This window comes from Rhizobacter sp. P5_C2 (assembly GCF_054049715.1).
On the sequence record NZ_JBFULV010000098.1, the window covers coordinates 1 to 22579 of the forward strand.

The 22579-nt window shown below is 70.1% G+C and carries 24 protein-coding genes; 8 read left to right on the plus strand and 16 right to left on the minus strand.

The features are described 5' to 3' along the window. The 4 genes from ACXJLU_RS26455 to ACXJLU_RS26470 form a co-directional block, all read right to left on the minus strand. On the minus strand, nucleotides 1-919 hold a 919-nt coding region (locus ACXJLU_RS26455; protein WP_457336148.1), incomplete at its 3' end, for an RNA polymerase sigma factor. Nucleotides 920-927: 8 nt separating this feature from the next. Beyond that, a complete protein-coding gene (locus ACXJLU_RS26460; protein ID WP_457336150.1) occupies nucleotides 928-1458 on the minus strand; it encodes an SRPBCC family protein in 531 nt (176 codons plus the stop codon). Between the two features lie 128 nt (nucleotides 1459-1586). Beyond that, nucleotides 1587-1940, minus strand: a complete 354-nt coding sequence (locus ACXJLU_RS26465; RefSeq protein WP_073462340.1) for a YciI family protein — start codon at nucleotides 1938-1940, stop codon at nucleotides 1587-1589. A gap of 25 nt (nucleotides 1941-1965) precedes the next feature. Beyond that, the gene (locus ACXJLU_RS26470; protein ID WP_457336152.1) at nucleotides 1966-3165 is read right to left on the minus strand and encodes an MFS transporter; all 1200 of its coding nucleotides are present in this window, start codon (nucleotides 3163-3165) and stop codon (nucleotides 1966-1968) included. Nucleotides 3166-3254: 89 nt separating this feature from the next. On the opposite strand from ACXJLU_RS26470, the gene ACXJLU_RS26475 reads away from it, so the two are divergent. After that, nucleotides 3255-3674, plus strand: a complete 420-nt coding sequence (locus tag ACXJLU_RS26475; protein WP_457336154.1) for a PH domain-containing protein — start codon at nucleotides 3255-3257, stop codon at nucleotides 3672-3674. 11 nt (nucleotides 3675-3685) lie between these two features. Then, entirely contained in the window at nucleotides 3686-4471 is a 786-nt protein-coding gene (otnI, locus tag ACXJLU_RS26480; protein WP_457336156.1) for a 2-oxo-tetronate isomerase, read from the plus strand. Here the strand turns inward: otnI and ACXJLU_RS26485 are convergent. Beyond that, nucleotides 4456-5391: a 5'-nucleotidase gene (locus ACXJLU_RS26485; protein WP_073462344.1), complete on the minus strand. Its 936-nt coding sequence runs from the start codon at nucleotides 5389-5391 to the stop codon at nucleotides 4456-4458. The two genes, otnI and ACXJLU_RS26485, sit on opposite strands and share 16 nt — an antisense overlap. Nucleotides 5392-5518: 127 nt before the next feature. Between ACXJLU_RS26485 and ACXJLU_RS26490 the strand changes: the two genes are divergently transcribed. The 3 genes from ACXJLU_RS26490 to ACXJLU_RS26500 are packed head-to-tail and all read left to right on the plus strand — an operon-like array spanning nucleotide 5519 to nucleotide 8620. Then, on the plus strand, nucleotides 5519-5722 hold the full coding sequence (locus ACXJLU_RS26490) for a hypothetical protein (protein WP_073462345.1): 204 nt from the start codon (nucleotides 5519-5521) through the stop codon (nucleotides 5720-5722). Between the two features lie 10 nt (nucleotides 5723-5732). Further along, nucleotides 5733-6623, plus strand: coding sequence for a response regulator (locus tag ACXJLU_RS26495; RefSeq protein ID WP_235002012.1), 891 nt, complete (start codon nucleotides 5733-5735; stop codon nucleotides 6621-6623). After that, nucleotides 6620-8620: a hybrid sensor histidine kinase/response regulator gene (locus ACXJLU_RS26500; RefSeq protein ID WP_457336159.1), complete on the plus strand. Its 2001-nt coding sequence runs from the start codon at nucleotides 6620-6622 to the stop codon at nucleotides 8618-8620. The genes ACXJLU_RS26495 and ACXJLU_RS26500 overlap by 4 nt, the downstream gene beginning before the upstream one ends. Nucleotides 8621-8636: 16 nt before the next feature. Here ACXJLU_RS26500 and ACXJLU_RS26505 read toward each other — a convergent pair whose 3' ends face one another. Beyond that, nucleotides 8637-9125, minus strand: a complete 489-nt coding sequence (locus tag ACXJLU_RS26505; RefSeq protein WP_457336161.1) for a nuclear transport factor 2 family protein — start codon at nucleotides 9123-9125, stop codon at nucleotides 8637-8639. A 117-nt stretch (nucleotides 9126-9242) separates the two neighbouring features. On the opposite strand from ACXJLU_RS26505, the gene ACXJLU_RS26510 reads away from it, so the two are divergent. Continuing rightward, nucleotides 9243-10169 carry a LysR family transcriptional regulator gene (locus ACXJLU_RS26510; RefSeq protein WP_457336163.1) on the plus strand — a complete coding sequence of 309 codons (927 nt, stop codon included), beginning with the start codon at nucleotides 9243-9245 and terminating at the stop codon, nucleotides 10167-10169. Between the two features lie 7 nt (nucleotides 10170-10176). Here ACXJLU_RS26510 and ACXJLU_RS26515 read toward each other — a convergent pair whose 3' ends face one another. From ACXJLU_RS26515 to ACXJLU_RS26525, 3 genes are all read right to left on the minus strand, one after another. Further along, nucleotides 10177-10596, minus strand: a complete 420-nt coding sequence (locus ACXJLU_RS26515; protein WP_457336165.1) for a globin family protein — start codon at nucleotides 10594-10596, stop codon at nucleotides 10177-10179. A gap of 105 nt (nucleotides 10597-10701) precedes the next feature. Further along, entirely contained in the window at nucleotides 10702-12105 is a 1404-nt protein-coding gene (locus tag ACXJLU_RS26520) for a sensor histidine kinase (RefSeq protein ID WP_457336167.1), read from the minus strand. After that, on the minus strand, nucleotides 12105-12782 hold the full coding sequence (locus ACXJLU_RS26525) for a response regulator (protein WP_457336169.1): 678 nt from the start codon (nucleotides 12780-12782) through the stop codon (nucleotides 12105-12107). Before ACXJLU_RS26525 ends, ACXJLU_RS26520 begins: the two co-directional genes overlap by 1 nt. A gap of 107 nt (nucleotides 12783-12889) precedes the next feature. Here ACXJLU_RS26525 and ACXJLU_RS26530 point away from each other — a divergent pair, with 107 nt between their 5' ends. Continuing rightward, nucleotides 12890-13711 (plus strand): MipA/OmpV family protein, encoded by an 822-nt coding sequence (locus ACXJLU_RS26530; RefSeq protein WP_457336171.1) that lies wholly within the window; start codon nucleotides 12890-12892, stop codon nucleotides 13709-13711. A 25-nt stretch (nucleotides 13712-13736) separates the two neighbouring features. On the opposite strand, the gene ACXJLU_RS26535 is transcribed toward ACXJLU_RS26530, so the two are convergent. After that, nucleotides 13737-14741 (minus strand): AAA family ATPase, encoded by a 1005-nt coding sequence (locus ACXJLU_RS26535; protein WP_457336173.1) that lies wholly within the window; start codon nucleotides 14739-14741, stop codon nucleotides 13737-13739. A gap of 219 nt (nucleotides 14742-14960) precedes the next feature. On the opposite strand from ACXJLU_RS26535, the gene ACXJLU_RS26540 reads away from it, so the two are divergent. Further along, nucleotides 14961-15431 (plus strand): helix-turn-helix domain-containing protein, encoded by a 471-nt coding sequence (locus ACXJLU_RS26540; RefSeq protein ID WP_457336175.1) that lies wholly within the window; start codon nucleotides 14961-14963, stop codon nucleotides 15429-15431. A gap of 139 nt (nucleotides 15432-15570) precedes the next feature. Here the strand turns inward: ACXJLU_RS26540 and gspF are convergent, their stop codons facing one another. From gspF to gspL, 6 genes are all read right to left on the minus strand, one after another. Beyond that, nucleotides 15571-16785, minus strand: a complete 1215-nt coding sequence (gene gspF / locus ACXJLU_RS26545) for a type II secretion system inner membrane protein GspF (RefSeq protein ID WP_457336177.1) — start codon at nucleotides 16783-16785, stop codon at nucleotides 15571-15573. Between the two features lie 20 nt (nucleotides 16786-16805). Continuing rightward, on the minus strand, nucleotides 16806-18227 hold the full coding sequence (gene gspE, locus ACXJLU_RS26550; protein ID WP_073462354.1) for a type II secretion system ATPase GspE: 1422 nt from the start codon (nucleotides 18225-18227) through the stop codon (nucleotides 16806-16808). Nucleotides 18228-18231: 4 nt separating this feature from the next. Beyond that, nucleotides 18232-20463, minus strand: coding sequence for a type II secretion system secretin GspD (gene gspD / locus ACXJLU_RS26555; RefSeq protein ID WP_457336179.1), 2232 nt, complete (start codon nucleotides 20461-20463; stop codon nucleotides 18232-18234). Between the two features lie 2 nt (nucleotides 20464-20465). Continuing rightward, entirely contained in the window at nucleotides 20466-21386 is a 921-nt protein-coding gene (gene gspN / locus ACXJLU_RS26560) for a type II secretion system protein N (RefSeq protein ID WP_143171245.1), read from the minus strand. After that, complete coding sequence (locus ACXJLU_RS26565) at nucleotides 21386-21928, minus strand: type II secretion system protein M (RefSeq protein ID WP_457336182.1); 543 nt, start codon at nucleotides 21926-21928, stop codon at nucleotides 21386-21388. Before ACXJLU_RS26565 ends, gspN begins: the two co-directional genes overlap by 1 nt. Continuing rightward, the coding region (gspL, locus tag ACXJLU_RS26570; RefSeq protein ID WP_457336184.1) for a type II secretion system protein GspL at nucleotides 21925-22579 on the minus strand (655 nt) is incomplete at its 5' end. The genes gspL and ACXJLU_RS26565, both read right to left, overlap by 4 nt.

Genomic DNA, 22579 nt, shown 5'->3' on the forward strand with positions numbered 1-22579 from the left:
CGTACGGCCCGCGCGCGCCGCCCAGCGCCTCCGACTGCGCGAGCGCCGCGAGGCCGCGCGCGATCATCTGCCCATCCCAGCGGCTGCGGTCCTGCTCCATCAGCAGCACTGCGCGGCCCTGCGCATCGGTGCGCGCCGGCGTGCGCGAGGCCTGGATCTCCATCAGCGCGAGCAGCCCGTGCACCTCGCTCTCGCCCGGCACCAGGCCGGCCAGCACGCGGCCGAGCCGCAGCGCCTCGTCGCACAGGGCCGGGCGCATCCAGTCGTCGCCGGCGGTCGCCGAATAGCCTTCGTTGAACACCAGGTAGATCACCTCCAGCACCGACGCGAGCCGCGCCGCGCGCTCGGCCGCCTGCGGCACTTCGAACGGCACGCGGGCCGCGCTCAGCGTGCGCTTGGCGCGCACGATGCGCTGCGCGATCGTCGGCTCGGGCACCAGGAAGGCGCGCGCGATCTCGTCGGTGGTGAGGCCGCCCAGCAGCCGCAGCGTCAGCGCGACGCGCGCATCGGTCGACAGCACCGGGTGGCAGGCGGTGAAGATCAGGCGCAGCAGGTCGTCGCCGATGTCGTCCTCGCGCGCGGCATCGAGCCCGTCGACGAAATCGGGCACCACGTGGGCCTGCATCGCGTCCAGTTCGTGGCCGAGTTCCTCGTGCTTGCGGGCGTGCAGCGCATCCTGCCGCAGCCGGTCGAGTGCGCGGTGCTTGGCGGTGGTCATCAGCCAGGCCGCCGGGTTGTCGGGCAGCACGCCGTCGCTCCAGTGCTCCAGCGCGGCGAGCAAGGCGTCCTGCGCGAGTTCCTCGGCCAAGCCGACGTCGCGCACGATGCGCGCGACGTGGGCGATGACCTTGGCGGCCTCGGCGCGCCAGACGGCTTCGATCGCACGGTGTATCTCTGGCGATGTCTTTGTGGATGCCACCAGAATCCTCAGGTGTTCTTCTCGGCCAGCGTCTTCAGGTTCGCAAGCCCGGCCTCGAAGTCGGTGCCGACCATGCGGTCGACGTTGATGAAGACGTGCATCACCTTGCCGAGATACGGCACCGGGCCGTGCATCGCCCAGGTCACGCGGGTGCCGCCCTGCTCGGGCTGCAGCGTGAACTCGGCCTGGTTGTGCGCCTCGAACGGCTTCACGAAATCGAGTGCCATCGTGACCTTCGACGCCGGCACGGTCTCGAGGATCGCCAGGCTGCCGGTGCCGACCTCGTTGCTCTCCCAGCCGTAGCTGGCACCGCGGCCGACCGTGGTCGCGCCGTAGCTGCCCTTGATGGCAGGGTCCTTGCGCTCGTACGGGTTCCAGGTGTTGAAGCTGCGCAGGTCGTTGATCATCGCGTGCAGCCGCTCCGGCGGCGCCTGGATGCGCAGGCTGCGCTCGACGCGGAAGGTGTCGGGCCTGGTGGCGGCATAAGCCAGCAGCACCGCGAGCGCGGCGGCGATGACGAGCAGGGTGGACTTCAGCATGATCGGCTCCTGGGTGTGACGGGCGGAGCGAACGGTCCGCGCCTGTTCACACGACGGGCGATCACGTGCCGGATCGACATCGCTGTCAGCGTTTCAGGGATTACCCGGGTGCTGCGCCGCCATCGACTTCACGCGAAGCAGGGGCCCAGCTCGCGGACTTCGATCGTGCACCACTCGGCGGCGGGGCAGTCGGCGGCGATGGCCACCGCCTCGTCGCGCGTCTTCACGTCGAGCAGGAAGAAGCCGCCGATCATTTCCTTGGCCTCGGCGAACGGGCCGTCGACCAGGCGCTTCTCGCCGGCGCGCTTCTGCACGCGCACCGCGCGGTCCTGCGCGAGCAGCGATTCGGCGCTCTTCAGCACGCCGCGGGCCTTCAGCTTCTCGGCATAGCCCAGCATGCTGTCGTAGGCCGCCTGGCCTTCGGCGAGCGTGCGCTGGCCGCGCTGTTCGATGGGTTCGACGATGAGCATCACGTAGGACATGGAGTCTCCGATCTCGGTGGGGCGTTCACGGGGGGCATTGTGAAGCCGTGCGTTGTGGAACGACAGCACCACCATGGGGGTAGGGCAGCACCGTCGCGAAGCTGGCGATGCACAGCAGCAGCATCGCCGTGGCCAGCGGCAGTGCCGAGTGGCCGGACATGAACGGCGCGACGCCCTGCGTGCCGAGCGCGCCGGCCGCCAGGATGGCCAGCATCAGCAGCGCGGACGCGCGGCCCATCTGCACCGGCGGCAAGGCCAGCGCCTCGCTGAACGCGGCCGGGCCGCGCACCGCAAGCACTGCGCAGAAGGCGCACCAGAACACCGCGACGCTGGCGAAGCCCGGCTGCCCGAGCCAGGCCAGCAGCACGAAGCCGCCGCACAGCGCCACGTGCACCGCGCAGCCGAACTGCACCGCGCGCGCCGCGCCGAAACGCCGGCTGATGCGCCCCGACTGGCTGGCCACCGCCATGAAGCACAGCACGCTCATCAGCTGCAGCGCGGCGAAGCTGCCGGCGCCGAGCCCGAAGGCATGCACCATCAGCTGCGGCGCGCTCGCGACGAAGCTCAGCAGCGCGCCGAAGCACAGCGCATGGCACAGCGCGAGGCGCAGGTACTTGCGGTTGCCGAGGATCTGGACGTAGCCCGAGGCCGCGCTGCGGTCCAGCCCCGGCAGCTCGCGCGGCGTGACCCGCACGACGAAGGGCAGCGCGAGCAGCGTGACGACGCCGAGGATCCAGAACGTCGCACGCCAGTCCATCACCAGCAGCAGCGCGCTGCCGAGCAGCGGCCCGCCGGCCGGCACCGCCGACTCGATCATCGCGATCGATGCGATGCCCTTCACCGCATGCTCGTCGGACAGCGTCGCGCGCACCACGCTCGGCGCGACCACCGTCGCGGCGCCGGCGGCGGCGCCCTGCAGCGCGCGCATCGCGAGCAGCCAGCCGATGTCGGGCGCGAGCGCGCAGCCGAAGGCGCTGAGCACCAGCAGCGAGACGCCGATCAGCACGCAGCGGCGCGGCCCGAGCCGCGTCATCGCCTCGCCCCAGATCAGCTGCGACGCGGCCAGCCCGGCGAGGAACACCGCGACCGTCGCCTGCGCCAGCGTCACGTCGATGCCGAGCGAGGCCTGCAGCGTCGGCACGGCGGGCAGGAAAAGGTCCATCGCCAGCATGCTGGTGGCGGTGACGATGGACAGCGGCAGGACGGTGCGGACGGGGGACGGCATCGCGGGGCGGCACATGACAGCGGGCAAGGGCGCCGACTGTAGCAACCCGCAGCTGCTATCGTCACGCCGCACTCTCCCCAAGGAACACCATGTCGAGCTACATCGAAGGCGCACTGACCCAGGATGAACGCGTGCTGCACTACGCCCACGTGAGCCTGTGGTCGCTGTGGGTGCCGCTGCTGGTCGGGCTGGTGCTGCTGCCGGCCTTCGGCATCGGGCTGATCGCCTGGGGCTATGCGTACGTGATGTACAAGACCACCGAGCTGGCGGTGACGAACAAGCGGGTGATCGTCAAGCAGGGCTTCATCTCGCGGCAGACGATCGAGATCAACATCAACAAGGTCGAGTCGATCCAGGTCGACCAGACGGTGATGGGCCGCATGCTCGACTACGGCTCGCTGCTGATCTCGGGCGCCGGCTCGCCGCAGGCACCGCTGAACGGCATCTCGAAGCCATTGGCATTTCGCCGCGCGTTCATGGAGGCGCAGGATGGCGCTTCGCATCGCTGAGGAGAACCGCCATGCCGAAGTTCGCCGCCAACCTGAGCCTGATGTACACCGAGCACGACTTCGTCGACCGTTTCGGCGCCGCGGCGCGCGACGGCTTCGACGCGGTCGAGTGCCAGTTCCCGTACGACGTGCCGGCGGCCGAGCTGAAGGCGCGGCTGCAGGGGAACGGGCTGCGGCAGGTGCTGTTCAATGCGCCGCCGGGGGATGCGACGCAAGGCGAGCGAGGCCTGGCCTGCCTGCCGGGCCGTGAGGCCGCCTTCCGCGAAGGCATCGAGCATGCGCTGGCCCTGGCCGCCGAGATCGGCTGCCCGCGCCTGCACGTGATGGCGGGCATCGCGCCGCCCGAGGTCGACCGCGCTTGGCTGCGCGAGTGCTATGTCGCCAACCTCGACTGGGCCGCCGGCCACGCCGCGCCGGCCGGCATCGAGCTGACGATCGAGCCGATCAACACGCGCGACATCCCGGGCTACTTCCTGAACCGGCAGTCGGAAGCGCATGCCGTCGTCGTCGAACTGGGCCGGCCCAACCTCAAGGTGCAGATGGATCTCTACCACTGCCAGATCGTCGAGGGCGATGTCGAGATGAAGCTGCGCCACTACCTGCCGAGCGGCCGCGTCGGCCACCTGCAGGTGGCCGGCGTGCCGCTGCGGCACGAGCCGGATGTCGGCGAGTTGAACTGCGCCCACCTGTTCGACGTGATCGACGAACTCGGCTGGGACGGCCACATCGGCTGCGAATACCGGCCGCGCGCCGGCACCTCGGCCGGGCTCGGCTGGTGGCGTCAGCGCTCGGCCTGAACCACGGCTGCCACCTGCGCGATCAGGTTCGACACGCCGGCCGCGACATGGCCCGACGGCACATGGGCCGATGCGTTCTCGATGTGGCCGGTCTGGTCGTCGAAGAAGAAGTCGGGTTCGAACTCGCGCAGGAACTCGCCCTTCGGCAGCCCGCCGAGGAACATCGCCTCGTCGACCTCGATGTGCCAGTCCATCAGCGTGCGGATCGCGCGCTCGTGGGCCGGCGCGCTGCGCGCGGTGACGAGCGCGGTGCGCACGCGCATCGCCGGCGAGGCCTGGCGCTGCAGCAGCTGCAGCGCCTCGAGCAGCGGCTTGAACGGCCCGGCCGGCAGCGGCTTCAGCGCCTTGTCGCGCTCGTGGGCCTGGAAGGCATCGAGCCCGGCGCTCTGAAACACCTGCTCCGCCTCGTCGGAGAACAGCACCGCGTCGCCGTCGAACGCGATGCGCACCTCGTGCGGATGGGCGTCGGAGGCGCGCGCCGAGTGCGGGTAGACGCGCGCGGCCGGCACGCCGGCTTCGAGCGCCGAGCGCACGTCGGCTTCGTTGGTCGACAGGAACAGGTGGGCGTTCAGCGGGCGCAGGTAGCGCCACGGCGATTCGCCGCGCGTGAACACGCCCCGCTGGATCGGCAACCCGTAGTGCTGGGCCGAGCGGAACACCCGCATGCCCGACACCGGGTCGTTGCGCGACAGGATCACCACCTCGACCGAGGCCTGCGGTGACGCCGCGTTGAACGCGAGCAGCTTGTTGACCAGCGAGAACGCGACGCCCGGCTTGGCCGGCTCGGCGACGCGCTGCAACTGCAGTTGCATGTAGGCGCGGTCGTCCTTGGCTTCGAAGAGCTGGTTCTCTTCTTCGAAGTCGAACAGGGCGCGCGAGGAAATGGCCACGACGAGCTGGCCGGCGAGGGTGGCGGGCATCGCCGGATCATACGGGTGGCTCGTGGTGAAACAAACGAAACAAAGCCGGCCGTTGCGGAAACGGTGTTGATACCCACCGCTTCGACACTGAGGGCATACCAACACGCACAACCGCCCGGAGCCCCCCATGACCGCGACCCTCGTCACCACCACGCTGCAACGCCTGTTCTCCCGCCGGGCCGCCACGCCGGTGCGTCGTCCGTCGCGTGTCGCGGTGCAGCGCGCCCGTTTCGCGCAGACGCACCGGCTGGAGTTCGCCGACACCAAGCCGGAGGTGTTCCGCAGCGAGGCCTTCGGCGAAGACATCGCCCACCTGCACCTCAGCCTGTGAGCGGCCGACGATGAACACGCCGACCGCCACCGAATGGATCACCGCGGTGCTGAGCGGCGCGAACCGCGCCGGCATTGCACCGCCGGACCGATATGATCCGGCGCGAACCCCCCGCGACAACCCGCAACGAGGCATCTTCCCCATGGCGTCCGGCGCGCAAGCCGCCATCCCTGTCGTGCTGGTCGTCGACGACGAACCGGAGATCCGCTCGCTGCTGAGCGAGTACTTCGGCCGCCACGGCCTGGTCGTGCGCACCGCGCAAGACGCCGCACAGGCGCGCGAGATGCTCGCCGAATCGCTGCCCGACCTGGCCATCCTCGACGTCAACATGCCCGGCGAGAACGGCCTGTCGCTGGCCCGCTGGATGCGCGAGCGCCACCCGCACATGGGGCTGGTGATGCTGACGACCGCCGGCGAATCGATCGACCGCATCGTCGGCCTGGAGTTGGGTGCCGACGACTACGTGCCGAAGCCGTTCGAGATGCGCGAGTTGCTGGCCCGCATCCGCGCGGTGCTGCGCCGCGTGACGCTCGCCACCCTCGCGCCGCAGGTGGCGGCCGCCGCGTCGCAGCCGACGCCGTGCAAGCGCGTGCGCTTCGGCATCTGCGAACTCGACCTCGACCAGCGCCGGCTGTTCGCGCTCGACGGCCACGAGGTCGAGATCAGCGCCGCCGAGTTCGACCTGCTGTCGCTGTTCGCGCGCAACCCGAACCGGCCGCTGAATCGCGATCAGATCATGGAGCAGGCGCACAACCGCGGCTGGGACGTGTTCGACCGCTCGATCGACCTGCGCGTGATGCGGCTGCGCCGCAAGATCGAATCCAACCCCGACAAGCCGGAAGTGCTGAAGACCGTTCGCAACGTGGGCTACGTGTTCGTGCCCCACGTTGCGGATGCATGACGACGGGATTGCAGCGCGAGTTCAGCTGGACCGGCCACCTGCGATGGGGCGAGCGCCCCGGCGAGGCGGACAGTGCGGCGCTGGACCCGGCGCTGATGAGTTCGCTGCTCGACCACATCACCGCGCGCGTCGCGGTGATCGACCGTGATCACTGCTATCGGTATGCGAACGGCGAGGCGGCCGGCTTCTTCGGGCTGACGCCGAAGCAGATCGCCGGCCGGCACCTGGCCGACGTGATCGGCCGCGCATCGTACGAAGGCTACCTGCCGTGGGCCGAGCGGCTGTTCGGCGGCGAATCGCTGCGCTGGCAGGGCTGGGTCGAGTACCCGGTGCGCGGGCGCCGCTTCATCCAGGAAACGATGGTGCCGTACGGGCCGGCCGGCGAGCCGGTGCAGGCGATCGTCGTGTTCGGGCGCGACCACACCGAGCTGAAGCTGCACGAGGAGGCGCTGGCCCGCCAGGTCGAGCAGCTGCGCGCCAGCGAGGCGCTGAAGTCGGCCATCGTCGACCACGCGCTGGCGGCGCTTATCTCGACCGACGGGCAGGGCTGCATCGTCGAGTTCAACCCGTCGGCCGAGGCGATGTTCGGCCACCGCCGCGCCGAGGTGCTGGGCCGGCGTGTCAGCGAGGTCGTGATGCCCGAGCGCTACCGCGCCGCGCACGATGCCGGCATGGCGCGGCTCGCCGGCGGCGGTGCGCCGCGCGTGCTGGGCCGGCGCATGGAGCTGTTCGGGCTGCGCGCCGACGGCCGCGAGTTCCCGATCGAGATGGTGCTGTGGCGCAGCGATGTCGGCGGCACGGTGTTCTACACCGCGTCGATGGTCGACGTGACCGAGCGGCACGGCGCCGCGCAGCAGATCGAGCGCCAGCGCGAGGCGCTGCGCCAGAGCGAGAAGCTGACCGCGATGGGCAGCCTGCTGGCCGGCGTGGCGCACGAGCTGAACAACCCGCTCGCGATCGTGATGGGGCGCGCCAGCCTGCTGGAAGAGAAGTGCGAGGACGATGCGCTGAAGGCCGATGTGCTGCGCATCCGCGAGGCCGCCGAGCGCTGCGGGCGCATCGTGCGCACCTTCCTCGACATGGCGCGCAGCAAGCCGCCGCAGCGCGGCACGATCGACATCAACGACCTGGTGCGGGCCGCGGTCGAAATGCTGCACTACGGCTACCGCACGCACGGCATCGAGCTGGAGACCGAGCTGGAGGCGGCGTTGCCGGCCATCAATGCCGACGGCGACCAGATCGGCCAGGTGGTGTTGAACCTGCTGATCAATGCGCAGCAGGCGCTGGCCGGGCAAGGCACGCGCCGGCGCGTGAAGGTGCAGACGGGCGTCGAGGCACGGCGCGACAACCGGGCGCAGCGGGTGTGGCTGCGCGTGGCCGACAGCGGGCCGGGCGTGTCGCCGGAGCATGCGGCGCGCGTCTTCGAACCGTTCTTCACGACCAAGGCCGAGGGCATCGGCACCGGGCTCGGCCTGGCGGTGTCGCGCTCGCTGGCGCGCGAGCACGGCGGCGACCTGATCCTCGAGGCGACCGGCGCGGAGGGCGGCGCGAGCTTCCGGCTCAGCGTGCCGGTCAGCGGCGTGGCGGACGAGGCGGTGGTGGCGCTGCGCGCCGAGCCGGCCGAGGCACCGGCGCAGGCACGGTTGCTGGTGGTCGACGACGAGGCCGAGCTGCTGGGCCTGATGCGCGAGATGCTGGAGGGCGCCGGCTACGACGTGGCGACCGCCGAATCGGGCGCGGTCGCGCTGGAAATGCTGGAGACGGCGCGCTTCGACGCGATCGTCTCCGACCTGCGCATGCCCGATGTCGACGGCGCGGCGCTGTGGCGCGAGGTGAGCCGGCGCCGGCCGCAGCTCGCGCGGCACATGCTGTTCGTGACCGGCGACACCTTGTCGCCCGATGCGCGCGAGTTCCTGAAAGAGGCGCGCTGCACCGGGCTGGACAAGCCGTTCTCGAAGGCGGACCTGCTGGCGCGGGTGGCGGCGCTGGTGGCGTAGCCGCCTTGGCGCCCCCTTACTTCAGGATCGTCTTCTCCGAGTGTCCGAAGAGGAGGATCGTGCGCATGCGGCCTCCGGCGTCGAACTCGACGACGTCGTACCCCCAGAAGCCAGCCTCGCCCTTGGCATCGACGAATTGCCAGGTCGCCAGGCCGCGGTTCTCCCAGCCCAGCATCTCGTTCATCCGGAACAGCCCGCCCGGGCTGCGCTTCTGGAACACTTCGAGATGGGCGATCACCTCTGCAATTCCGCGGCGTGTTTGAATCTGGTTGGTGAAGACGACGTCTTCCGAAAGACTTTCCCGCAGCAGTGCGAGTCGCCCGCTGTCGTCGACCGGCGCCCACGCGGAAAGATAGGTTTCGTAGGTCCTCGCGCGCGGATCCGACTTCGCTGGCGGACCTGCGGGAATGGATTGCGCGGCGAGCGAAACCGCCGGCGAACCACCTCCGGAAAGCAGAAGCACAGAGATGGCCATTACTTTTCGTCGTTGCATCAGGACTGACATGCGGATCTCCATTGACAAGGCATGCGCAAAGTCTGCCCGTCGCCAGGGGGCACGGGAACCCGCACGACGGGCAAGGCAAAGTTGCCTTTCGGGACAGGCGAAGCTCGCCTGAACCGCATGCTTGACAGCGAACTCTCCCTCTCCCAGCTTCGGTGCTTCGTCGCGGTCGTCGATTTCCGCTCGCTGACGGAAGCAGCCCGTCAATTGGGCATGTCCCCGGCGAGCATGTCCAAGGCCATCACGAGGCTGGAACAGACCAGCGGCGTCAAGCTCTTTCATCGGTCCACGCATGCACTGTCGTTGAGCCAGGACGGCGAGCGGCTGGTGGGTGCTGCGCGCGAGGCGGTGCGTGCGGCCAGCGTCTTCAGCAAATCGGCGGGCGCGCGCCATCAGGACGGTACGTCGGGCTGGATCCGGATCACGGCGGCGGTGGCCTTTGCACGCGAGGTCCTGACGCCCTTGCTGGCGGATTTCGGCCGCGAGCACCCAACCGTCCGGATCGATCTTCGCGCCACGAACGAACTCGTCGACCTCGCCAGGGATGGCGTCGACCTGGCCATCCGCAGCGGGTCGCTGGCCGATCTTCCAGGGCATCTCCAGTCCCTCTGGTTCAAGTTCCCCTGGGTGGTCTGCGCTGCACCGCAGTACCTCAGCGGAAAGCCGCTTCCATCGTGCCCCGAAGACATCGGCCAGCATCGGGTGATCGGGTTCAGGAACCAGCACACCGGGCAGGTTCGAGCGTGGACGTTCTGCCGGCCGGGGGCCGACGCCGAGGAAATCCGGATGGTGCCCGAGCCCGCGATGGTCTTCGACGACGGAGCCGCCGCCGCGCTGGCCGGGATTCAAGGGGCCGGCCTGATCGCTGCGCCGTTGTGGCTGGTCGCCGGCGCCCTCGAAGCGGGGCAATTGGTGGAACTGTTGAGCGATTGGAGAGCGGCTGCTGCACCCATCAGCTTCTTGCGGCGAGAGCGACACCTCGTGCCGGAGCGGGTCGACAAGCTCATCGCGTTCCTCCGCGCCCGACCGCCGCTCGCGGGCGACTGAAGAGGGGTCAGGCCACCGCGCCTTCGCGCGCCGCCTCGATCATCGTGTGCGACACCACGCCGTACATCGCCGCCCACGCGTCGTGCACCTCGGGCGTGAATGCGTCGCCGAGGCCTTCGCGCAGCGTCTTGATCAACGCGCTGCCGACGGTCGCGTAGTGCTCGGCGTGCACGCCGTAGCCGGCATGGCGGCGGCCGAGCAGGCGCAGTGCGGCATGCAGCGTGAACGGATCGTCGAGCACGCGGATCGCCGCGGCCAGCATCGTCATCAGGCGCTCGCCCTGGTGGCGGATGTCGGTGCGAAAGAGTTCGCGCAGGCCGGGGTCGGCGGCGAACAGGTTCTCGTAGAAGCGCTGCGCGGTGTCGGCGGCGTGCGGCTGCACCTTGCCGAAGCTGTGGCGGATCAGGTGGATGTCGTGCGGGGTCATTCGGTGGATTCCTTGCGATGTCTGGCACGCAAGGATGGCGACCGATTGATTCGATGCCGTTTCGACGCCGGCTCCTGCGTGTTTCGTTGGTTGCCCGGCCTGGACTCAGCCAGCCACCGGCATGGCGCGCCATCGCAGCGTGACCGACAGGCCGGGGCCGCCCGTGCCGTCTCGCAGGCCGTCCTTCAGCTCGATGAGTGCGCCCATCTGCTGCGTCGCCGCCTGAACGATTGCCAGGCCCAGGCCCGATCCCGATCCCGAGGCCGCCGCGGCCGATGCGGTGCCGCGCCGGAAGCGCTCGAACACATGGGCACGGTCGGCCACCGCGATGCCGGGGCCGTCGTCACTCACGTCGAGGACGCAGTCACCGTCGTCGCGCAGCATCAAGCTCACCTCCACCCGGCCCTCGGGTCGACCGTAGCGGATCGCGTTGCCGATCAGGTTGTGCAGCACCGTCTCGACCGCATGACCGGGGCTGTCGATCGGCAGGCTGTCGGGCCCGGCGTAGCCGAGTTCGATGCCGCGCGCCTGCGCCTCGTCGGCATGCATCGCCAGGCAATCGCGCGCCACGTCGGCCAGGTCGATGCGCTCCATCCGGTGCTCGACGCCGGCCTCCAGCCGCGCCAGCGCGAGCAGCTGGTTCACCAGCCGCATCGAGCGCGCGAGGCCGCGCTCCAGCCGCTGCGCCGCGGCGTCGCGCTCGTCGGCATCGCGGCTGCGCTTCAGCGTGTCGCACTGCGCCGCGATCACCGCCAGCGGCGTGCGCAGCTCGTGCGCCGCATCGGCCAGGAAGGCGCGCTCGCGCTGCAGCAGCGCTTGCAGGCGCGCCAGCGTGCCGTTCAGTTCGTCGACCACCGGCCGCAGCTCGCGGTAGGGCTGCGCGACCCGCACCGGCTGCAGGTCGGCCGGCGAGCGCGCGGCCAGGTCCTGCGACAGGCTCAGCAGCGGGCGCAGGCCGGTTCGCACCGCCAGCCACACCGGCAGCAGCAGCACCGGAAAGCCGATCAGCAGCTGCGCCACCGTGACCGCGCTCGACAGCCCCACGCCCATCACCCGGTCGCGCGCCGCGACCGATTGCTGAACGTCGATGCGGCGCGCACGGTCAGCGGTCCAGCGCCGGTACACGTGTTGCGCCGCCTGCCCCTCGCCGACCATGAAGAAGCCCAGGCGGCCATCGTCGGCCAGTGCCGGCACGTCGCTGCCACCCTGCGCGAGCAGCCGGCCGGCGGCGTCGTGCACCCGGAACGCCAGGTAACCGCGCTCGGCGCCGACCCTTTGGCCATCGGCGGCGATCTTCAGCGCGACGCCATGCAGCGCCGCGTCGGGCGGCAGCGCCGCGTCGGTCAGCACCTGCTCGACCACCTCGTTGACGCTGCGCATCTCCTTGTCGAACTCGACGGAGGCGGTGGCCACCGCCAGCACCACCATCGCGCCCCAGGCCAGCACATAGGCACCCAGCAGCGCCACCATCAGCCGCCGAGTGATCGACGGCGTGGTCAGGCGGCGCATCATTCGACGACGCTGTAGCCGACACCGCGCACGGTGCGGATGCAGCCCTCGCCGAGCTTGCGGCGCAGGTTGTGGATGTGCCATTCGAGCGCGCCGAACTCCATCGGCTCGTTCAGCGGCATCACCGCGCGGGCGAGCCGGTGCTTGGACACCACCTCGCCGGCATGCCGGGCCAGCTCGGCGACGATCTGGAATTCCTTCGGCGACAACGCTGTCGGCACACCGTCCACCCGCACCTCGCGGCGCAGGCTGTCGATCTGCAGCGCACCGACCGTCCACAGCGCCGACGCGTGCCCGCCGCTGCGCCGCGTGACGGCGCGGATGCGCGAGGCCAGTTCCTCCGGCGCGGCGGGCTTGATCACGTAGTCGTCGGCACCGGCGTCGAGGCTGGACACGCGCGCGTCGAGCGCATCGCGCGCCGTCAGCACGATGACCGGCAGCTTCAGCCCGGCGCGGCGCCAGCGCTGCAGCAGCTGCAGGCCTTCGCCGTCGGGCAGGCCCAGGTCGAGCAGCACGCAGGCGAAGGGCAGCGTGTCGTCGGCCGCGTCGGCGGGGGTCGTCAGTGCCTGCGCATGCTTCACGCTGCGCACCCATTCGCTGGTCAGTCCGTGGCCGGCCAGCGCGCGCTGCAGTTCGGCGCCCAGTTCGAGGTCGTCTTCGACGAGGAGGAGGTGCATGGTGCGGATCCGGGTGGGCTCGGCGCAGAGTCTAGTGGGGCGACCCTGGGCGTTCCCTAAGCTGGCGGCGGGCACAGTGCCGCCATCCCATGCCACCCCTGTCACCCATGCCGAACTCCTTGATCGTCCGCACCCTGTTCCGACCGTCCTTGCTGGCCGCCGCCCTCGTCGCGACAACCCTGCCCTCGTGCGCCCAGTCGCAGACGCCGCCGCCGTTGGGGCTGAGCGGCAGCGTGTCCCTCGGCGTCGCGACGATGCCCCGCTACGAGGGCAGCCCGAACCGCCGCACGCTCGCCGCGCCCGACCTGTCGCTCAGCTACCGCACGGCGGACTGGGGCCACGTCGACCTCGACCATACCGGCCTCGGCTGGACCTTCTTCGAGCAGGACGCATGGCGCGCCGGCCTGCTGCTGACCGCCGACCCCGGCCGCAAGGACCATGACGTGACCGGCCTGGGCCCCGCGCCCGGCGACGACCGGCTGCGCGGCATGGGCGAGGTGCGCGCCAGCGCCGAAGCCGGCGTGACGGCGGGCTACGGGCCGCTGGGGCTGAGCTACCGCAAGTCGCTGGGCGACCGCGGCCACCGCGGCGCACAGGTCGATCTCGGCCTGTCGTGGCCGGTGCCGGTGACCGACGCGTTCGCGCTGAGCTTCAACGCCGGCACCAGCTGGGCCGACCAGCGCTACCTGCAGGCGTACTTCGGCGTGACGCCGGAGCAATCCGCGGCCAGCGGCTACGCGGTCTACACGCCGAAGGCCGGCCTGCACAAGGTCGACCTCGGCGTCGGGGCGGAATACACGCTGCAGCCCGCGCTGAAACTGCGCGCCTCGGCCGGCGTCAGCGCGCTGGGCGGCGATGCGAAGAACAGCCCGATCGTCGCGAAGAAGACCGGCGCGACCGGCTACGTCGGGCTGGCCTACCTGTTCTGAGCTTCTTTTTCTGAACGCGGCGGCGCTATTGCATGAAGCCGATCGTCGACTTCCTGCCGCCGGATTCGGGCAGGTCGTCGCAGGCGACGTGGTCGCGGTGCGCGAGCTTCGCGTTGCCGAACGCGGTCATCCACGCGCGGCGCATCTCGCGCGGCGCCATTTCGCCCATCCGGTCGAGCACCTCGGATCGCGGCTCGGCCTCGAAGCGCTCGCCCCAGGCGTGGTCGCGGCGGATGCCGTCGTACAGGCGGGCGGCGATGCGGCGGGCGGCGTCGCGGTCGGGTGCCTGCACCTCGTAGACGTTCATGCGGTTCAGGATCGGGTCGGGGATCGCGCGGCCGTCGTTGGCGGTCGCGACCCAGATCACCTGGCTGGCGTCGATCGGCACCTCGGCGAACTCGTCGACGAAGCTGCCGGCGGTGTCGTGCTCGAGCAGGCCGTACAGCGCGCCCAGCGGGTCGTAGGCGTGTTCGCCGCCGGCCTTGTCGATCTCGTCGACCACCATCACCGGGTTCGCGTACTGGCCGTCGACCAGGGTCTCGAACAGCTTGCCGGGGCGCGCGCCCTTCCACTGGCTGGAGGCGCCGCTGAGCACCCAGCCGGCGGTCATCGAGCTCATCGACATGAAGCCCATGCCGGTGCCGAGCAACTGCGAGAGTTCGCGCGCGAAGTGCGTCTTGCCGACGCCGGGCGGGCCGAGCAGCAGCAGCGGGGTGATCTCGAGCGCGTCGCGGCTGTCTTCGCACAGCGCGAGCTGGCGTTTCACGTCGTCGAGCACCTCGGTGAAATTGGGCAGCTCGTCGTAGAGGTGCTCCATCGCCGGCAGGCCGGACGGTTTCACCTGGAAACGCTCCGGCCCTTTCTCGAGCATGCGCTCGTAGGTGGAGCGCAGGCTTTCGTGCTCCTTGTGCGGCAGCTTGTCGAGTTTGCGGCCGACCTCGTCGACCCGGTAGAGGCTGCGCATGCGGGCAATCGGGATGCCGCCTCGCGAGGATGACGACACCGGGACCAACTGCTTGGATGCGCTCATCGAAGACCTCCAGAAGACGCAGACCGTGGCGTTCATTGAAGCAAAGCCGGTCAGCCGGCAGCACTTGATGAAAACCCGAAAGACCCTTCAGTTCCGGTGGGGTGGATGCAGGAGGCGTGCCATCGCTGTCTTTTCAAATACGGCATCTGCTGCATTTGCTGCACTTATGGTCTAGGATGGCGCACTCCGCGAGCAGTCGATGCGGAGCAGGAGTACGCCGTGAGCAACATTGACAGAGCAGGGCAGATTGCGCCACCCACGCTGTCCGCACAGGACATCGAAATGGCGCGGTCGGCGCAGCGTCGCATCATGAAAGCGCTGAGTCGCTCGCGCACGGCGGCCATCACGCTCACGACGGCCGATGGTGAGCATCCGTCGATCGAGTTGCCGCCAGCGGCGCTGAAGCTGATCGGCCAACTGCTCGGTGCGATGTCCGAAGGTAAGCCCATCACGCTGAAGCCTTCCAAGCAGGAATTCAGCACGGTCGAGGCGGCGGATTTTCTCAACGTGTCCAGGCCTTTTGTCATCAAGGAAATCGATGAAGGGCGTTTGCCGCACCGCAAGGTCGGCACGCACCGGCGAGTCGCCGTCGAGGATCTGCTGGACTATGCGCGCGAGATGCGCAAGCGGCAGGAGCATGCCCTCGACAAGATGGCCGAGAACGCCCGCGAGTTGGGTCTGGACTATTGACGTGACAGGGCGAATACGACGCACCGTGCTGCTGGATGCCTGCGTGCTCCACCCCGGCCTTCCTGCAACGGCCACGCGACTGCGCGAATCGGTCGCCTTGATCTGAACCTGCGTTACCGACGCCGCGCGACGCCGCGAGTTACTTCACCCAGGTGTTCAGCTGAATGATCGGCAGCAGCACCGCCAGCACGATCAGCATCACCGCGGCGCCCATCGCGACGATCAGCAGCGGCTCCAGGATGGTCGCCATCGCCATCGCGCGGCGCTGCACTTCCTGGCCGAGCTGCTTGGCCGCCCGGTCGAGCATTTGCGGCAACTGCCCGGTCTGTTCGCCCAGCCGCGCGAACATCGACAAGATCCCGGGGAAGCGCTTCTTGGCGGCCATCGCCGACGCGAACGGCGCGCCTTCGCGCACCTGCACCAGCGCATCCATCGCATCGGCCCGCATCGCGTGGTTCGAGAGCGTCTCGGCCGCCGCCTGCAGCGCCTTCAGGATCGGCACGCCGGCATTCGCCAGCATCGCCATCGTGCCGGCGAAGCGCGCCGCGTTGTAGCCGCGCGAGAGCTTGCCGATCAGCGGCAGCGTCAGCCAGCTCGCGTCGAACTGCTCGCGGAACAGCGCGTTGCGCAGCATCAGCCGCAGCGTGACGACGCCACCGGCGATGGCGATCAGCAGCAGCCAGCCCCAGCTGCGCAGGAAGGCGCTGATCGCGAGCATCGCGACCGTCAGCCCCGGCAGCGCGCGCTTCGAGCTGATGAACACCGAGGCCACCTGCGGCACCACGTAGGTCACCAGGAAGACCACGATCACCACCGCGATCAGCGAGACGATCGCCGGGTACAGCGTCGCACCGATGATCTTCGACTTGAGTTGTTGCCGCTCTTCCAGGTCGTCGGCCAGCCGCTCCAGCACGCGGCCCAGCGCGCCGCTCTGCTCGCCGGCACCGACCACCGCGCGGTACACGTCGTCGAACTCGCGCGGCGCACCGCTCAGCGCACGGGCGAACGGCGAGCCGCCGTTGACCTCGCTGCGCAGGTGGGCGATCAGCTCGCGCTGCTTCGGGTCTTCGGCCTCGTCGCTCAGCGCCGTCAGCGCGCGCTCCAGCGGCAGGCCCGATCCGACCAGCCCGGCCAGCTGGCGCGTCCACACCGCGAGCCCGGTCGAGCTGAACACGCGGCGCACCATCTTCAGGCCGGTCGGCTGCGTGCCGGCCGACGCCACCTGCGTCACCTCCAGCGGCACCAGCGCCTGCGCACGCAGTTGCGCGCGCGCGGCCTTCGCGTTGTCGGCCTCCAGCAGGCCGCTGTTGGTCTTGCCGGCGGCGTCGATCGCCTCGAACTTGTAGGCGGGCATGGTGGCGTGCTCTGTTCTGCTTACTCTTTGGTGACCCGCATGACCTCTTCGAGCGAGGTCACGCCTTCACGCACCAGCCGCTCGCCGTCTTCGCGCATCGAGCGCATGCCGCCGGCTTCGGCGGCGACGAACACCTGCGACTCCGCCGCACGGCTGTGGATCAGCGCACGCACCTTGTCATCAGCCACCATCAGCTCATAGACGCCGGTGCGGCCCTTGTAGCCGGAGTTGCCGCATTCGCTGCAACCCACCGGGTGCCAGCGGCCCTTGGCATCCTGCTTCTTGCAGTGCGAGCAGAGCTTGCGCACCAGGCGCTGCGCCAGCACGCCCAGCAGGCTGGAGCTCAGCAGGAAGGGCTCGATGCCCATGTCGGTGAGCCGGGTCACCGCGCTCGGCGCGTCGTTGGTGTGCAGCGTGGCGAGCACCAGGTGGCCCGTCAGCGAGGCCTGCACCGCGATCTGCGCGGTCTCGAAGTCGCGGATCTCGCCGATCATGATGACGTCCGGATCCTGCCGCAGGATCGCGCGCAGCGCCTTCGCGAAGGTCAGGTCGATCTTGGCGTTGACCTGGGTCTGGCCGATGCCGCCCAGCTCGTACTCCACCGGGTCTTCGACCGTCAGCACGTTGGTGGTGGCGGTGTCGACGCGGCCGAGCGAGGCATACAGCGTGGTGGTCTTGCCCGAGCCGGTCGGGCCGGTCACCAGCACGATGCCGTGCGGCTGCTGCACCAGCTTGTCGAAGCGTTGGAGCGTGTCGCCACCCATGCCCAGGCCTTCGAGCGTGAACTTGGATTCGCCCTTGTCGAGCAGGCGCAGCACCGCGCGCTCGCCGTGCGAGGACGGCAGCGTGGACACCCGCACGTCGACCGCGCGGCCGCCGATGCGCAGCGAGATGCGGCCGTCCTGCGGCAGCCGCTTCTCGGCGATGTCGAGCTCGGCCATGATCTTCAGCCGCGAGATCAGCGCGGCGTGCAGCGCCTTGTTCGGCTGCACCACCTCGCGCAGCGTGCCGTCGACCCGGAAGCGCACCGAGCTCGAACGCTCGTAGGGCTCGATGTGGATGTCGCTCGCGCCGTCTTTCGCGGCCTGCGTCAGCAGCGCGTTCAACATGCGGATGATCGGCGCGTCGTTCGAGGCCTCGAGCAAGTCCTCGATGGCCGGCAGGTCCTGCATCATGCGGCTCAGGTCGACCTTGCTCTCGACCTCGCCGATCACGACGGCGGCGCTCGATTCGGCGCCGGCATAGGCGGCGGCGATGCGGTTGACCAGTGTCGACGACGGCTCGCGTTCCAGCGCGTCGATCGAGTACAGCCGCAGCACCTCGCTGAGCGCCGGCATCGACACCGTCTCGGGCGCCCACAGCACCAGGCGCTCGCCGTCGTCTTCCAGCAGCAGCGTGTGCGCCTTCGCGTAGGCGTAGGGCAGGGGGTGACGTGAGCCCATGGTGTTACTGCCCCGGCTGGCTGGCGGCGGGATCGGCCGGATCGGGGGCCGAGGCGCCTGACGCCGGCGCTGCCGGCAGCGCCGGGTTGCGGATCGGCTTCGGCGGCGGCGCGCTCAGCGCCTTCGACGAATCCTGCAGCGTGTTCAGCGGCGGCAGCACCGGCGATTCGTTGATCGGCGTGATCCAGCTGTTGCGCGGCTGCTCGGCCTTCTGCTGCGCGCGGATCGTCTCGTAGCGGTCCAGCGAGACCGAGTTCGAGGTCGCCGCGTCGCGCATCACGATCGGGCGCAGGAACACCATCAGGTTGGTGCGCGTCTTCTGGCGGCTGGTGCTGCGGAACAGCGCGCCCAGCACCGGGATGTCGCCGAGCAGCGGCACCTTGTTGTTGGTCTCGGTGAAGCGGTCCTCGATCAGGCCGCCGAGCACGATGATCTCGCCGTCGTCGACGACCACGGTCGATTCGATCGAGCGCTTGTTGGTCGACGGGCCGGCGCTGGTCGTGCCGGGCGCGACCTTGTCCGACAGGCTGGACGATTCCTGGAAGATCGTCATGCGCACCGCGCCGTTCTCGCCGATCTGCGGCTTGATCTTCAGCGTGATGCCGACGTCCTTGCGCTCCACCGTCTGGAACGGGCTGGTGGTGGCGGTGCCGGTGTTGGTGAACTGGCCGGTGATGAACGGCACGTTGCTGCCGACGATGATCTTCGCTTCTTCGTTGTCGAGCGTGATCAGGTTCGGGGTCGAGATGATGTTGCTGTTGGTCTGGCTCTGCAGCAGGTTGGCGATCGCCGCCAGGCCGTACTGGCCGGCGAACTTGCGGATCACGCCGATGTTGAAGCCTTCGCCGAGCCCGGCGGTCACGCCGGTCGCATCGATCTGGACCAGGTTGCCCTTGCCGCTCTTCGGCGTGAAGTTGGTGCCGCCGACGACGCCGGTGGAGTCGCCGCTCTTGCCGATCAGGCCCTGCCACTGGAAGCCGGCCTCGGCGGCGTTGTCGCCGGTCACCTCGACGATCATGCTTTCGATGTAGACCTGCGCACGGCGCGAATCGAGCTGGTCGATGACCGCGCGCAGCTGCTTGTAGACCGGCTCCGGCGCCGTGATGATCAGCGAGTTGCTGGCCGGGTCGGCCTGGATCATGCCGCCGGTCGACGGTGCGGCCGACGGGGTGAGCGGTGCCACGGCCTGCCCGCCGCCCTGCTGGTTGTTCGGGTTGGCCGCCTGCGACAGCGCGGCCGTCGGCGAGCTGCCGCCCCCGCCACCACCGCCGCCACCGCCGGTCGAGCTGAACGCGGCGCGCAGCACCGTGGCCAGCTTCACCGCATCGCCGTTCTTCAGGTAGACGACGTAGATGTTGCCCATCGGGTTGTCGCCGACCATCGGCTTGTCGAGCTTGTCGATCACCGCCCTGATGTTGGCCATGCGCGCCGGCGTCGAGGCGCGCACGATCAGCGCGTTGCTGCGCGCATCGACCAGGATCGACGAGGTCGCGCCGCCGCCGGGCACGCCGCCCTGCACGCCGCTGCCGCCGTCGCTCAGCCGCTGCACGACGGTCGCGAGGTCGGTGGCCACCGCGTACTTCAGCGGGATGATCTCGACGTCGCCGGAGCTCGGCGTGTCCATCGCGGCGATGATCTTCGCGATGCGCGTCAGGTTGTCGGCGTAGTCGGTGATCACCAGCGTGTTGTTGCCGGGGTTCGCGTTGATGGTGTTGTTCGGGCTGATCAGCGGGCGCAGCACCGGCACCAGGTTGTTCGCGTTCTCGTGGCTGAGCTTGAAGATCTGCGTCAGCACCTGGTCGCCCTGGCGCGACACCGAGCCGACCGAGACGGTGCCCGATTGCAGCTTCGCATCGGCTTCCGGCACGACCTTGAACAGGCCGCCGACCTCGACCACCGTGAAGCCCAGGCCGCGCAGCGCGGCCAGGTAGTTCAGGTAGGCCTCGCGCGGCGTCATCGGCTCTTCGCTGAACAGCGTGATCGTGCCCTTGACGCGCGGGTCGACGACGAACTGCTGCTTCAGGATGGCGCCCATCGCGCGCGACACGCCTTCGATGTCGGCATTGACGAAGTTGAGAGTGACCGGTTCGCCCTTGAAGCGCGACGGCACCGGCGATGCCGGTTGCTGGGCCATCACGGCCGGGAAGGTGCCGAGGTTCGTGGTCAACAGCGCGGCGACCAGCGCGCCGACGAGCGGGCGTCGCGGCTGGAGCAGAGGGAGGTGGCGCTTTTTCATGCTCATCCGATCGAAATGACGGACACGGCGCCGTTGCGCCGCCCGATGATGTTCAGCAGGTTGCTCAGTGCGGCTTCGTCGCCGCTGTTGGCACGGGCCTCGCCGCGAAAGCGCACGCCATTGGCGCCCACGCTGCCGTTGCCCGAGAGTTGCAGGGCGCCGTCGAGCGTCGTCAGGCTCAGCTGCGACGGGCCGCCGCCCGGGTTGCCGGTCAGCGACAGCCGGTAGCTGCCCAGCGTTTCCAGCGTCGACACGCGCGACGCGGCACCGATCAGCTCGACGTCGGCCCGGCCGTTCAGCAGCCAGCGGCCTTGCACCCATTCCATCGTCAACCCCGGCGACACCAGGCGCAGCGCGCCGCCGAGCTGCAAGGTGTTCCACGGCGTGCCCAGGCCGCCGAGCAGCGCGCCCGGCCACTGGCCGGTCCAGCCCGGCTGCGGCATCAGCGTCAGCGACATCCGGCCGAAGCCGGGTTTGATCTGCAGCGCGACGTTGCCGTTCAGGCAGCAGGCCTGGCGCGCGACCAGCTCGAAGCCGAGGCCGCGCAGGCCGAGCGACCAGTCGAGCCGGCCCGGCAGCGCCGCGGCATCGCGGCTGCCGGGGCCGCCGGTCAGCACGACGACCGCGCTGCCCGACCACACGGTGCCGCGCGCATCGGCCAGCAGCACGCGCTGGCCCGAGGCCGATTCGATCGCGCCGGCCAGCCAGCTCGCCGGCGCGAAGGCGACCAACCCGAACAGCAGGCCGAGCACGGTGCCGGCGATGCCCCAGCGCGTGGCGGCGCCGCGCGACTGGTCCCAGGCCAGCTCGGCGAAGGTGGATTCCTGCCAGGCCGACGGGCTCAGGCTGGCCGCGAAACGCCGCTTGCCGACGCGCTTGGGCACGTTGCGGCCGAGCGGGCGCAGGAACGGACGGGTGGCCATCAGGCGCCCCCCCCGAAGCTGACGAGGATCGTGCCGGCGTAGCCCTGCGGGCCGCGCGTCAGCTGCGCATCGACCGGCCGCGCGCGGGCGCCGCTGCGGGCCTCGCCGAGCCAGGAGCGCAGCTTCTCGCCGGAGACGCCGGTCAGCGTCAGCGTCGCGCGGTCGCCCTGCACCGAGATCTTGCCCCTGTCGCCGAGCCGGTCGGTGGCGGACTTGAGCGCCTCGGCCGCCTGCTGCGGCGACACCGGCGCGACGCCGCGCAGCTCGCGCACCTCGCCGGCCAGGCGCTGCATCGATTGCAGCTGGGCGTCGAGCGCATCGAGCGTCGGCGGGGCTTCGCGCAGGACGCGCAAGGCCGGCGCGACCGCGATCATCCAGACGATCAGGATGCCGACGCAGATCATCGCGCCGCCGGCGCCCATGCGCTCGCGCGGGGCCAGGCCGCTCCACACCGTGAGCAACTGGGTGCGGATGGCGGCCAGCGGCGCCGGCAGGGCCAGGCGCGACGGACGGGAAGGGCGTGCGTTGCGGGCAGTACTCACAGCGGGCGTCCTGGCGTCGTGGTGGGTGCGCGGCTGATGGTCAGTCGGCCATCGACCGACTCGACCTGCCAGCCGGCGGGGGTCAACTGGTTGCGGAACTGGTCGATCTGCGGCGGGCTCCAGCCGGCGGCCGCGAGCGTCAGCTTGCCGGGCTCGTACTTCAGCGTCTCGACCGGCGGGCGATCGGGCGGCCACGCGGCGGCGGCCGCCTGCAGCATCGGTTCGAAATCGGTTTCTCCAGGGCGGCCGGCAGCGGCCCGCAGCGTGTCGGTCTCGCGCTGCATCTGGGCCGGCGCGTCGAGCACGGCGCGCACCTGCGGGTAGGCGGTCTGCACCACCGTGACCATCGCCTGCCGGCGCGCCGAGATCGCCGAGCTCTGGTGCGCGGCCCACAGGTTCAGGCCGAGCAGCTGCACGACGACGAGCGTGATCAGCCCGTAGCGCAGCGGCCGCCACGCGGGCGTCAGGAACTTGCGCCAGCTGTCGCGCATCGCACGGGTGCCGCGGTTCTTGCGGGCGAGCGAGAACTGGCGCAGGTTCCACAGCGAGCGTGAGGCCTGCAGCGCGCGCTGCGCCGGCGACATCACGGTGACCGGGTTGCCGAGCCAGYGCTCGGCGGCGGTCGCGGCGGCCGGGGTGGCGCTCCAGCGG

Coding starts and splice junctions, on each gene's coding strand:
- ACXJLU_RS26460 (WP_457336150.1), bottom strand. CDS start 1,458: ATGCTGAAGTCCACCCTGCTCGTCATCGCCGCCGCGCTCGCGGTGCTG.
- ACXJLU_RS26465 (WP_073462340.1), bottom strand. CDS start 1,940: ATGTCCTACGTGATGCTCATCGTCGAACCCATCGAACAGCGCGGCCAG.
- ACXJLU_RS26470 (WP_457336152.1), bottom strand. CDS start 3,165: ATGCCGTCCCCCGTCCGCACCGTCCTGCCGCTGTCCATCGTCACCGCC.
- ACXJLU_RS26475 (WP_457336154.1), top strand. CDS start 3,255: ATGTCGAGCTACATCGAAGGCGCACTGACCCAGGATGAACGCGTGCTG.
- otnI (WP_457336156.1), top strand. CDS start 3,686: ATGCCGAAGTTCGCCGCCAACCTGAGCCTGATGTACACCGAGCACGAC.
- ACXJLU_RS26485 (WP_073462344.1), bottom strand. CDS start 5,391: ATGCCCGCCACCCTCGCCGGCCAGCTCGTCGTGGCCATTTCCTCGCGC.
- ACXJLU_RS26490 (WP_073462345.1), top strand. CDS start 5,519: ATGACCGCGACCCTCGTCACCACCACGCTGCAACGCCTGTTCTCCCGC.
- ACXJLU_RS26495 (WP_235002012.1), top strand. CDS start 5,733: ATGAACACGCCGACCGCCACCGAATGGATCACCGCGGTGCTGAGCGGC.
- ACXJLU_RS26500 (WP_457336159.1), top strand. CDS start 6,620: ATGACGACGGGATTGCAGCGCGAGTTCAGCTGGACCGGCCACCTGCGA.
- ACXJLU_RS26505 (WP_457336161.1), bottom strand. CDS start 9,125: ATGTCAGTCCTGATGCAACGACGAAAAGTAATGGCCATCTCTGTGCTT.
- ACXJLU_RS26510 (WP_457336163.1), top strand. CDS start 9,243: ATGCTTGACAGCGAACTCTCCCTCTCCCAGCTTCGGTGCTTCGTCGCG.
- ACXJLU_RS26515 (WP_457336165.1), bottom strand. CDS start 10,596: ATGACCCCGCACGACATCCACCTGATCCGCCACAGCTTCGGCAAGGTG.
- ACXJLU_RS26520 (WP_457336167.1), bottom strand. CDS start 12,105: ATGCGCCGCCTGACCACGCCGTCGATCACTCGGCGGCTGATGGTGGCG.
- ACXJLU_RS26525 (WP_457336169.1), bottom strand. CDS start 12,782: ATGCACCTCCTCCTCGTCGAAGACGACCTCGAACTGGGCGCCGAACTG.
- ACXJLU_RS26530 (WP_457336171.1), top strand. CDS start 12,890: ATGCCGAACTCCTTGATCGTCCGCACCCTGTTCCGACCGTCCTTGCTG.
- ACXJLU_RS26535 (WP_457336173.1), bottom strand. CDS start 14,741: ATGAGCGCATCCAAGCAGTTGGTCCCGGTGTCGTCATCCTCGCGAGGC.
- gspF (WP_457336177.1), bottom strand. CDS start 16,785: ATGCCCGCCTACAAGTTCGAGGCGATCGACGCCGCCGGCAAGACCAAC.
- gspE (WP_073462354.1), bottom strand. CDS start 18,227: ATGGGCTCACGTCACCCCCTGCCCTACGCCTACGCGAAGGCGCACACG.
- gspD (WP_457336179.1), bottom strand. CDS start 20,463: ATGAAAAAGCGCCACCTCCCTCTGCTCCAGCCGCGACGCCCGCTCGTC.
- gspN (WP_143171245.1), bottom strand. CDS start 21,386: ATGGCCACCCGTCCGTTCCTGCGCCCGCTCGGCCGCAACGTGCCCAAG.